The organism is Clostridium sp. AF36-4 (genome assembly GCF_003435975.1).
In the GTDB taxonomy this organism is placed as follows: Bacteria; Bacillota; Clostridia; order Lachnospirales; family Lachnospiraceae; genus Eubacterium_F.
In genome coordinates, this window is the sequence record NZ_QTVH01000008.1 from 120,389 (window position 1) to 131,527 (window position 11,139).

Annotated in this window: 11 protein-coding genes; all 11 read right to left on the reverse strand. The window is 37.4% G+C overall.

Features of this window, described 5'->3' with window-relative positions:
• Nucleotides 1-41: 41 nt before the first annotated feature.
• The 11 genes from DW005_RS06335 to DW005_RS06385 all read right to left on the reverse strand — a co-directional run bounded on the left by DW005_RS06335 (nt 42) and on the right by DW005_RS06385 (nt 11,113).
• Nucleotides 42-881: an ATP-grasp domain-containing protein gene (locus DW005_RS06335; protein WP_117478618.1), complete on the reverse strand. Its 840-nt coding sequence runs from the start codon at nt 879-881 to the stop codon at nt 42-44.
• Nucleotides 878-1,741, reverse strand: coding sequence for a RimK family alpha-L-glutamate ligase (locus DW005_RS06340; RefSeq protein ID WP_117478619.1), 864 nt, complete (start codon nt 1,739-1,741; stop codon nt 878-880). The genes DW005_RS06335 and DW005_RS06340 overlap by 4 nt, the downstream gene beginning before the upstream one ends.
• Nucleotides 1,741-4,311, reverse strand: coding sequence for a DNA translocase FtsK (locus DW005_RS06345; protein ID WP_117478620.1), 2,571 nt, complete (start codon nt 4,309-4,311; stop codon nt 1,741-1,743). Before DW005_RS06345 ends, DW005_RS06340 begins: the two co-directional genes overlap by 1 nt.
• A gap of 193 nt (nt 4,312-4,504) precedes the next feature.
• The gene (locus DW005_RS06350; protein ID WP_117478621.1) at nt 4,505-4,924 is read right to left on the reverse strand and encodes a hypothetical protein; all 420 of its coding nucleotides are present in this window, start codon (nt 4,922-4,924) and stop codon (nt 4,505-4,507) included.
• A complete protein-coding gene (locus DW005_RS06355; protein WP_117478622.1) occupies nt 4,921-5,421 on the reverse strand; it encodes a type II toxin-antitoxin system HicB family antitoxin in 501 nt (166 codons plus the stop codon). Before DW005_RS06355 ends, DW005_RS06350 begins: the two co-directional genes overlap by 4 nt.
• Nucleotides 5,422-5,424: 3 nt before the next feature.
• Entirely contained in the window at nt 5,425-5,682 is a 258-nt protein-coding gene (locus DW005_RS06360; RefSeq protein WP_117478623.1) for a type II toxin-antitoxin system HicA family toxin, read from the reverse strand.
• Between the two features lie 87 nt (nt 5,683-5,769).
• Entirely contained in the window at nt 5,770-6,414 is a 645-nt protein-coding gene (locus DW005_RS06365; RefSeq protein ID WP_347461486.1) for an ATP-dependent Clp protease proteolytic subunit, read from the reverse strand.
• Nucleotides 6,415-6,583: 169 nt separating this feature from the next.
• Entirely contained in the window at nt 6,584-6,904 is a 321-nt protein-coding gene (locus DW005_RS06370) for a helix-turn-helix transcriptional regulator (protein ID WP_117478624.1), read from the reverse strand.
• Between the two features lie 122 nt (nt 6,905-7,026).
• Complete coding sequence (locus DW005_RS06375) at nt 7,027-7,797, reverse strand: nitrilase-related carbon-nitrogen hydrolase (protein ID WP_117478625.1); 771 nt, start codon at nt 7,795-7,797, stop codon at nt 7,027-7,029.
• A gap of 66 nt (nt 7,798-7,863) precedes the next feature.
• Nucleotides 7,864-8,778, reverse strand: coding sequence for a uracil-DNA glycosylase family protein (locus tag DW005_RS06380; protein ID WP_181974961.1), 915 nt, complete (start codon nt 8,776-8,778; stop codon nt 7,864-7,866).
• A gap of 34 nt (nt 8,779-8,812) precedes the next feature.
• Complete coding sequence (locus DW005_RS06385; RefSeq protein ID WP_117478627.1) at nt 8,813-11,113, reverse strand: chitobiase/beta-hexosaminidase C-terminal domain-containing protein; 2,301 nt, start codon at nt 11,111-11,113, stop codon at nt 8,813-8,815.
• Between the last annotated feature and the right edge of the window lie 26 nt (nt 11,114-11,139).

Below are 11,139 nucleotides of genomic sequence, written 5' to 3' on the forward strand. Positions count from 1 at the left end.
ATATCTGTTAACATAACTTGTATTATACACACTATCTTGTTCTAATGCAATAATTTATCAGAAACAAATGTAAAATATTGCTCCAACAAATGAACATCCGGCTGGCACTGATATAACATTCTGGCACCGACAACATCTTCAATTTCATTTAAAAGCCAATGATTGTTTTCATCTAAAATAAAATCAATACCAACCATGCCAAAATCAAACACCTGAACAACCTGATTTACATAATCAATAATTTCTTTATCGCATTGGTATGATGTAACACTTCCGCCCAAAGAAAAATTTGCCCGAAAACTGTTATTTGCCTGACGCTTCACAGCACCGACAATTTCTTTGCCTATGACATATACACGTAAATCCACGCCGGATCCTTTGACAAATGGCTGTAAAATAAAATCTGAACCGGCGATTCCCTTTTGAATCGAGTCAAAGGATTCGTTTGTCAAAAAAACCTGTTTTCCACCGTGTCCATCCACCGCTTTTATTACATAATCCGGATACTCCTTTAATAATTTTTCGGACAACTCAACATTTTGAAACGTCTTTGTTTTTACCAGCGGAATTTCGCAGTTTTTCAAAATATAATCATAGGTTTTTCCTTTATGATTGCAGATTTCTGACACAAAAGAAGAATTAAAGCAGGGAATCCCCCTCGCCTCAATTTGCTTTGTCAAAGCAGGACAGATTGTGCGAACCATACAAAAATCAACAGATTCCCGATTTGTCTCTAAATATTCCATCACATCTGTGTCATATAAAAAATGAATCGGCATATTTAACTTTTCACCTGCTTCTTCATGCATTTTAATGTAGGAAGCATTTCTTTTTGAGCCTTCTTTATCATAAACTAGTAAACCATTCCATCGTTTTGTCATTTTCTAACATCCTTTATGATCCATTCCACGATTTTATCCGCAACCGCCACACCGGTGCAGGTTTGTATATTTTTAAAATGTGCATTCGAATTTACTTCACAAACAATCGGACCGTCTTTGCCAAACAAAAGGTCAACTCCTGCAAAAGAAGTTCCAACTGCATGAGACGCTTTAACCGCAAGTTCACATTCTTCCTTTGACGGTGTGTAATCTTTCATCTTACCTCCGGCGGTTATGTTAGCACGAAAATCATTTTCCGAATACCGGTACATGGACGCTGCTACTTCATCACCAACAACCTGAAGTCTGACATCTCTTCCGGTGCTGTTTTCTATCATTTCCTGAAACAAAAATTCTACCGAATCCGACTGTTTCATCACCGCTAAAAGTTCTTCTCTATTTTGCACCAGATACACCTGCTCGCCAAAGGAGCCAAATGCCTCTTTTGCTACAAATGGATATGTGAGTTTTTCTTCCACTGCATGCAAAAAATCATACTGATTAAATCCAATGGTCGAATATGTCATCGGTGCAAATATCGTCTGTGGAATTGGTAGTTTATTCTCCTGTAATGCCAGATAAGTTAACCGCTTATCATCGCAGATTCTAATTGCCTCACTGCTATTATAGACCGGAATTTTCTGATTTTCTAAAAATTTTGCAAGTAAAATATCTTTATCCCAAAACAAAACAAAATCCGGTTTTTCTTTTATCTTTTCCTGCACATCTACAAGAATTTCACAATTTGTATAAACGGTTAGTGACACACCACACCGTTTCGCCGCCAGCAAAAATAAATCTGTCAGTTCAGAAAACTTTTTGGTGTGTAAAAATCCATTGACAATCAGCCAGCCATTCATCAGCCATTCTCCTCAAGATAATTTTCAAATTGTTCACTCGACATCAAAATCTGTCTCGGTTTGGTACCTTCTTCCGGTCCGACAATACCCGCATCCGAAAGCTGGTCCATAATTCGTGCCGCACGGTTAAAGCCAATTCGGAACATACGCTGCAAAAGACCAATGGATGCCTTATCTTTTTCAATGATAAATCTGGCGGCCTCGACAAATAATTCGTCTTGTTCCGGTGCACCACCATGGGCAGTATTAGAATCGTTCTTTGCTCCCGGTACCGGTGCCGTGTCAATATGCTTTGTTACTTCTTCGTTATAGGATGGACCGTTGCTCTGCTCTTTTAAGAAGCTGACAACGGAATCTCTTTCTTCATCAGAAACAAATGCTCCCTGTACACGAATTGGTTTTGGCAGATTTTGCGGTGCAAACAGCATGTCACCATTTCCTAACAATTTTTCTGCTCCTGCCGAATCAATAATGGTTCGTGAATCCACGGCGGAAGAAACCGACAAAGCGATTCGTGATGGGATATTCGCCTTAATCAAGCCGGTAATAACATTAACCGAAGGACGCTGTGTTGCCAAAACCAAATGAATTCCTGCCGCACGGGCAAGCTGCGCCAAACGACACACGGAATCCTCTACTTCTCCCGGTGCAACCATCATCAAATCCGCGAACTCGTCCACAATAATAACAATTTGCGGCATCTTCTGATAATCCGGGTCATCTTTGTTTGTCAGTTTGTCCATTTTCGCATTATAGGATTTGATATCACGAACACCTGCATCGGCAAATTTCTGATATCTTCCGGTCATCTCTGCCACCGCCCAGCCAAGTGCCGCCGAGGCCTTCTTTGGATCTTTCACAACCGGAATCATCAGATGCGGAATATCTTCGTATGCAGTCAGTTCCACCATCTTCGGGTCAACCATAATCATTTTCACTTCATTTGGGTCAGCTTTATAAATAATGCTCATAATCAGCGTATTAATCAAAACCGATTTACCGGAACCAGTCGCACCGGCAATCAATAAATGCGGCATTTTTGCAATATCCGTAACAATTGTTTTTCCGCTGATATCTTTACCAACGGCAAATGTGACTTTGGATTTTGCTTTCGTAAACTCACTGCTCTCTAACAACTCACGCAGCGTAATCATTTCTCTCGCCGGATTCGGCACCTCGATACCAACTGCCGCTTTTCCGGGAATCGGTGCTTCAATACGAATATCCGATGCCGCCAGACTCAGTTTAATATCATCACTCAATCCGGTAATACGGCTGACTTTAACTCCCTGTTCCGGAATCAGTTCATAACGGGTTACACTTGGTCCAAGGCTGATGTCGCCCATCTTGACACGCACACCAAAACTATCTAACGTTGACTGCAATTTAGCCGCCGTCGCGCGAAGTTCGGAATTGTCCATACGTTTGCCATTGCTCTTTGGCTTGTTCAGCAAATCAAGCGAAGGAAAACGATACGGAATCTGTTCCACCGCAGCCTTTGATAAATCCTTATGTACCGCATCCATTTCTTTTTTATCTTCGTTGGTTATCTTAACCGATTCTTTCTTTTGTTTCACCGGCTCATCCACCGTATCTGTTTTTGCAGGTGTTTTTGGTTCGCTCTGTGTTTTCTTTGATGCACCAAATTTTTGTTCTAATTCTTTTTCGTAAACACTTGATTCTCTAAACGGCTCTTCTCCACCACGGATAATATTGATTTCCGACAAATCCTGTACTTCCGGTACCACTTCTTCCATCTGTGCTTCCGGTTTAATTTCTTTTTGAGGAAGTTTATTCTTATCTTCCTGAATTTCTGCCTCTGCTTTCTTTGTCCGTTTCTTTCTCGGCTCTTTCTTTGGTTTTGCTTTTGACGTTTCTTCTTTATCAAATGTATAGGTGCTCATCTGTCTTCCACGAGAATACACCGGTTCCGGTTCCTCATAATAATAATCTTCATCCGTCTCACGCTCTTTATACATCTGCTGAATGGAAGAAAAAATGAGTTTCTTGCTTAACAGCATAAAGAACAGTAAAAACAGCGCCAGTATCACAATAAAAGAACCTGCTCTTCCGAGCACACGTGCCAGTTCAAAAGATAAAATGCCGCCAAAGAAGCCACCACCACCGTGATTTTCAGCACAGACGGTATAGACTTCCCATACATTCTGCACAGGGTCATTTACCACCCATTGAAATAATCCGCACACACTCCAGTAAATGCCGGCACTATACCAGACCTTGTGGCGCAATCTTTGATTCTTCGCATTTGCCAAATACAAACCTGCAGTCACAACCAGATAAACCGGGAAAACATACGCCAGTGCTCCCAGCAGTCCAAACAGCAAAGCACTTAACCCTTTGCCAAACACGCCGCACATTTGGAACAAACTAAGCAGTGACAAAATGGCAAACACAAAAAGAGCAAGAAACACAATCTCTCTTGCCAATGGGCTTGCCTGCTTTGTCTTTTTCGATGTATTCTTTCTCGAAGAAGCCGTCCGTTTCGTATTTGATTTCGATGCCGGACGTCCACGCTTCTTCGTATTTTTTGTTGTTTTCTTTGTAGCCATAAAATCCTCCCCAGACACAACTAACATGTACGATACCTGCCAATTGATTCGCAGCGTACTGAAATTATATTATACACTGAATCGCTTTTTCCCGCAAGTGTTTTATCGAACAGATGTTTATATTTTGCTGCTTGGGTTCAAAATTAAATTTACTACTATTTATTATAATTTCTATATATTTTTATTGGTCAACTTATTGTTTAGGTGCAATCTCTGGTTTAATAATAATAGGTGCCTGACCACTTGAAGATGTAATTTCTGCTGTCAAAAGCGAAATTCTTCTCATTAAATTATCTAAGACAAATTGCCCATTTAATTTAAATTCCTTCGCCAAATTTACATTTTCCCAATCATGTTCGCCTCCTTTTTCGTCAGCAAACTCTAATAAAGCACCATAAGTTATTTCTAAACAAAATACAGATTTCGGAGAAAATTCCAACTTCCTTTTTACGGATATTTTAATACAATCTTCTTGCAACTTGGTTTCAATTGTATCTACTCCATTCAATTGGTAAACATTAGCTGTGAATTCATCCTCTATTCTAGTATACACTATATTTTCTAAATAAACTTCGTAATTTGATTTAAAATAATCTTGCAAATTTTCTATCATAATTTTTTTAATTCCTCCTTATAATTTATAGCTAGCTTGGTATTTATCGGAATAACATTTGAATTTATTTCCTCATTTTCAATGTCAGCAAAACCAAGATTCACTTTAAATTCCTGTGCTATTCTTTTTATATCATTTTCTGTTCTAATAGTAACAATTTCTTCGGATACATAATTACTAATTGCTTCTTCTACACATGCATTTAATGTTTTTCTTTGTTTGCTTGCTTTCAAAGCAATTTTTCTATGCAAATCCGGAGATATACGAACATTAAAAATTCCTTTGTATTCTTTTTGAGGTTCTTTACCTACTTCCTTGCAAAAAATAAGATAATCATCAACAGCTGTATGAAATTCATCAACAACCTTACTTAAATCATCACACTCAAAATCTACATAATCTGCAATACCTTCTATTTTTCCCCTTAATACGTTATCTGCCGAATCAAATTCAACAACTGTATGATATCCTTTATATTCTAATATATTTGCTTTCATAATCTATAAATCTCCTATCTCAATCAACTTTTCCAAAAGTCCTTTTACAGCTCCTGGTTTCATCTCATTGCCTGGGTGTGGTTTATGAAGCATAATAATCTGTTGGTCATATTCTCTATAAAACATAACTCTTGAACCAGATGTTTTCCCTTTATTATGTTCTTTGTAACCCATTTGCTCTAATAAATATGTTGCTTCTTTATAAGTATAATCTCTAGGTTTTTGCTTTATGCGCTCTTTTGCCTTTTCAATCCTGCTCATATCTTTTGGCCTCACCTCTTTTCAAAATCCTCTTGTAACTGTTTTCTAGTTACATATAATTATATCTATTTTTTTTACACTGTCAAGTCATGAATTTCTTTTTTTATGATTCATCAACCCTCTCAGTTTCTGATAAGCTTTGTCAATTCCTCCAACCTCATTAACAAGTCCGGCCATCACCGCATCCTCTCCAACCAAAACGGTTCCTAAATCTTTGGACAGCATACTCGTATTCATCATTAACTTTTCTAAATTTTCTTTGGAAATGCGGCTATGCTCTGCCACGAAACAAATAATTCTATCCTGAATCTGTTGAAACTGACGATACGTCTGTGGCGTTCCCAGTACCATGCCATTCATCCGAACCGGGTGGATAATCATCGTCGCCGACGGAACAATAAAAGAATAATCTGCCGCCACGGTAAGCGGAACAGCAATCGAATGACTGTCCCCAATGACTAAAGAAACTGTCGGCATACTTAAGGAGTGAACCATTTCCGCCAATGCAAGTCCGCATGAAACATCACCACCGACGGTATTCATAAGAAACAAAATTCCCTTTACATTTTCGTCCTGCTCTGCCCTTGCTAAAATCGGCAAAATATGCTCATATTTGGTTGTTTTGGCATTTTGTGATAAGCAGTCATGTCCCTCAATCTCCCCAATAATAGATAACGTCAAGATTCCTTCATTCATTACCATGCCATATTCTTTTACTGCATCCTGTTCCATCTGTTTCGCCCTCATCTTTCCTGTCATTTTTATGACTTCCATTTGATACGAAACAGTATTTCCTAAATCATAAAATTTTATCCCTGATAAATTTCCGGTCGTCTATTTTATACCATGATAGCATTCATCAAATGCAGGCCTCATAACTTCTATTTGACCGCGTGAAATATCATTTTTTCCTCCTTGATGCACGCTTTCCAGTCAATAAATTAAGGTCCTGCATTTGTCTTCCCAGCTCATCATCCTTGGCTATAAGAAGTAAATCTGTATCCATTCCCCCTAATGCATGTAAAACAGCAGCATAAATGCCAATTGCTACGGCAGGACTTCCTGACTCAACCTTCCATAACGATGTTCTGCTAATTCCGGCTCGTTCTGCCACTAATTCAGCAGACAAATCCCGTCTTAATCTTGCTAACTTTATTTGTTCTCCCATTGTCTCCAAAATATTTTCTGTTGCTGGCAATATATTATAAACTGCTTTTCTCATTTATATACACCTCACCTCTTTATTTTTATGTTCATTATTATAAACGCAAGCCGATATAATGTCAATAATAAAGAACGAACAGACAGATTATTTCTGATTTGTAGTTAGATTTCTATATGCTTTTATCCCTGATAAATTTCCGGTCGTCTGTCGCTTCTTGAAAAAATCGTTTTTTGAAATACCTCTTCTGAAAAATCAAGAGTTACATAGTCATTCCATTTTTTAGAGTCCGGCGAAATCATGCTTCCATCCGGTGCATAGGCAGCCGAACTTTTTGTATATTGGATTCCATCTCCCTCTCCCGTTCGATTTACGCCTACCACATACGAGGACATTTCAATCGCTCTCGCCGTAAGCAGAGAATACCACTGCCTGATGCGGCTCTCCGGCCAGTTTGCAATCAAAAAGATAACATTTGTGTCAATCGGCATCTGCTGAAACATTTCAGGAAAACGCAAATCGTAGCAGACTGCCATACCAAGGTGCATTTCGTCCACGGAAATATGACAAATTTCACTGCCTCCTCGATACGCCTTTGTCTCACCACCATGCGTAAATGGATGGATTTTCTCATAGTCGGCAAGCACACTTCCGTTTTCATCAACAAAACAAAAATGATTTCGCCCAAACTCATCTGGCATGGTAATATAACCAAAACCAATCATTATAGAATATTTTGCAGCTAGAGCCGAAAAATATGCAATTGTCTCCTCATGATAATCTGCCATCTCTTTAACCCGGAGGGAAAATCCGGTCAATGTCATCTCCGGAAACAAAATGATGTCAGCGTGTTCACCCGCTGCTTCCTTTATCATTTCCTCACACTGAAACTTATTTGCTTCTTTATCTTCCCAGACAATGTCCATGTTTGTAAGCGCAATTTTTTTAGACATAAAAAGCCCCCTTTGTCTTCTCCCAGTATAACATAGGTTGGGGAAGGAGCAAAGGGGGAGCTAATATTAAATATCTTTTACAATTTCATCAAAACGAGCAGCTTTCTTTTCTTTTGAAACACGTCCTGCCGGATGATATACCCAGGTTAATTTCGGTTCATCCGCTTTATCTGTATATCTTTCTAACAGTAAATCCCAATTTTCTTTGTTATTCAAAAAATTATAAACTTCTGTTCCAACTGCTACAATTGTATGTGGCTGAAATAACGCAATTTCCTCCAAGAATATTTTCTTATATACATTGTCTACTACATGCTTACAGCCACTCCGATTTAATTCTGCAAATGGTACATACTTTTCTTCATTTGCTGATGTAATCTCATATCGGAACAAATTTGTCGTGTACACATTTTTTAATTGATGCTTGTTCATAAAAGATACAATCATCTGTCCATAATCTTTTTGTCCTGTCAAGCGTTCTACATTTTTACAATCATCCTGTAAATCAAGGGAACGCCACAAATGAGTACAGAGATACTCCCCTACTGGTTCATTATGCTTAAGTAGTTCTTCAATGTTTTGATTAAGAACATCATAGCCAAAACAGTCCTCTAATTTATTACTTGGCGAATCAAATACAAGCATAACCCTTTTATCCTCATCAAAAGGCCCGTAGTCTATCATATCATCTCTATGATTCTCATTATAAATATCTAATAAATCCAAACCATGATTACCATTAGAAATAATTCCATATGTAAAAGGAGTATTCTCTAACACACTTAAATTTTCAAGATAGGTTTGGGTGATAATATGTTTGCTCGATTTATCTTCTAAATCTAATTTTCCACAACATACTTTCCCCTTTTCATTTAGGATATTACAGATATGAAAATATACATTCTCATTATATTTTCTATAGCCACATGAAAAGTTAAACTCATTTAATTTATTTCTGCATTCTTCTGCTGTCATTTTCATAAATGTCATCCTTTCTGTATAAACTCAATCTAAATTAATTATATTTCATAAACTCTTTGATTTGTTTTTTCGTTGCTATAGATTTCCAGCCCGAATATTTTCCATAAACAATTTTATCTTTTTGTTTCTTGTACGCTCGGACGCGTACTTTTCCGGTTAATACAAATTCAGGTGTCTTTGGCAAAATAATATACCAATATAATTTTCTGTTTTTCAAAGAACTCTTTTTGGTTTTAATCGTTTTTTTCTTTATTGTACATGTCCTTCGATATGCAGAATAATTATATAGCTGGACCTCATAACCAGTTGCACCTTTCACCTTTTTCCAAGACAAAGTGTATCGTGATTTCGTAGTCACTTTTTTTGCATTTTTCTTTTTCACTTTGACACTGTGAACTTTGCCTGGCTTTTTTACCTTGACGGCCTTCGCAGATAATTTGTTATTTGTTTGCTTATCCGCAGCATCACTATCATCATCCCAAGACCATTCATTATCCGCAGCATCCCCTGAAGAATTGTCTGCGTTTAAATCCTCAATATTATACACTACTGTCAATTCTGCACTATTTTTCATGCCATTTTTTACAGCAATTGCCCTTAAAGTAAATTTGCCGTTCTGATTAAACAAAATAGGAAGTCCTAAATATTCATTGGAATTAATAGTCGGCACAGAACCATCCGTAGTGTAATAAATTGTTGCACCACTTGTATCACAATTCAAATTTACAACAACAGCTCCATGATAAGTTCCGCTGTTCATATTGGCTGTTGGCGTTTTTACCGTATTCCTCAGATCCGGTTGAGCAGTAGGCACGGGAGTATTTGTCGGCCTTGATACTTCTGACAAATTAATATTATAAGTCTTAACTAGTTCTTCACTACTTACCCAGCCGCTTTTTACTGCAATAGCATTAATTGTATAAGTACCATTACTATCGAACACTATTGGCGTCCCCGTATATTTCTTTGAGCCGGTAGTAGGCGAACTTCCATCCGTTGTATAATAAATTACTGCCCCTTTTGTACCACAAGACAACTGAATTGATAGTGCTTGTTTATAATTTCCCTGTTCAATACTTACCGTAGGTTTTGAAACCTGAAACTTTACTGTCATTTCTGTTGGTGCACTTGCACCGTAACCATCGGCAACAGCAATTAATTTGAAATAAGTAGTTCCATAAATTGAAAATGGCACTGTATACAAAGTTGAACTTGTTGTGACTTCATCATCCTTATTTGAATAATAAATTTTCGCACTTGAAGCATCACTATGCATAATAATTCTTTTTTCATTTTCGTTTACATTCTTAACTTCAATTGTTGGACTATCGGTCACAAAATATTTACCTAATTTCTTTAGCAAAATTTTTCCGCCATTGACACCGGGAACACATGCAAATGTATCCGTAAAGTCTAGTCCCGGGAATGCACTTTGCTCGGTTAGCTGCATTGAATTCAACGCAGTTCCCTGTTTATCTGTTAGATAAGTTCGATTTAATTCGTCATATAATTTTGAGTATGTAAACACATTTTTTATAGTTATCATTGCATACGACTTTCCAATTACTGTTCCAGCAAATTGTGTACCCCTAATTTTTTCTTCTAATGAAACACTTGATATAATATACTGCTGACTTACTTCATTTCCGCATCCAACCAAACCTCCAACACAAGAACCATTTACATAACTTTTGGACATACAATTTTCAATCATTACATTTTCTGCATATCCAACGAGGCCACCGACATATTTACCTTCTAATTCCATATCAGCATAGCAATTGGTAATATTAACATAGTCAGCTTTTCCTGCAATTCCACCTACCATACTGTCCATATTGCTTATATTAGAACTTTTTATCGAGCCTAGCGAAACACAATTACTGATTTCTAATGTTGATTTTGAATTATGTGTTGTTCCGCCTATAATTCCTCCATAATAAATTACATCATTACCTGTATCTGTTGACATCTTAATATTGACGCTGCAATTATTTATTTTTACACTCTGCGTTTCCTTATGAATATCTACATAAGAACATATTCCGGCAAATGAACCACTTTCTCCTTTCTGATATTTTGATACATCTGCTTTCCCTTCTACGTCAACATTTTCTATTAATATTTTCCCTTTAAGACCATCATACGCAAAATCAATTGTATTAATCAGGAACCCTTTACCATAATCATCACTTCCTATATTTGAATTTTTTATTTTCAAATCTCTCACGGTAGCAGAACCAACGATACTGTCAAACACTACCGAATGTAAATTTTTAATTGTATGTCCCCTTCCATCCAGCACACCACCGGAATTTTTTCGGGTGGTTGTCACCCTACCCGATTTTCCTTTCTTTTAAT

Coding starts and splice junctions, on each gene's coding strand:
- DW005_RS06335 (WP_117478618.1), bottom strand. CDS start 881: ATGACAAAACGATGGAATGGTTTACTAGTTTATGATAAAGAAGGCTCA.
- DW005_RS06340 (WP_117478619.1), bottom strand. CDS start 1,741: ATGAATGGCTGGCTGATTGTCAATGGATTTTTACACACCAAAAAGTTT.
- DW005_RS06345 (WP_117478620.1), bottom strand. CDS start 4,311: ATGGCTACAAAGAAAACAACAAAAAATACGAAGAAGCGTGGACGTCCG.
- DW005_RS06350 (WP_117478621.1), bottom strand. CDS start 4,924: ATGATAGAAAATTTGCAAGATTATTTTAAATCAAATTACGAAGTTTAT.
- DW005_RS06355 (WP_117478622.1), bottom strand. CDS start 5,421: ATGAAAGCAAATATATTAGAATATAAAGGATATCATACAGTTGTTGAA.
- DW005_RS06360 (WP_117478623.1), bottom strand. CDS start 5,682: ATGAGCAGGATTGAAAAGGCAAAAGAGCGCATAAAGCAAAAACCTAGA.
- DW005_RS06365 (WP_347461486.1), bottom strand. CDS start 6,414: ATGGAACAGGATGCAGTAAAAGAATATGGCATGGTAATGAATGAAGGA.
- DW005_RS06370 (WP_117478624.1), bottom strand. CDS start 6,904: ATGAGAAAAGCAGTTTATAATATATTGCCAGCAACAGAAAATATTTTG.
- DW005_RS06375 (WP_117478625.1), bottom strand. CDS start 7,797: ATGTCTAAAAAAATTGCGCTTACAAACATGGACATTGTCTGGGAAGAT.
- DW005_RS06380 (WP_181974961.1), bottom strand. CDS start 8,778: ATGAAAATGACAGCAGAAGAATGCAGAAATAAATTAAATGAGTTTAAC.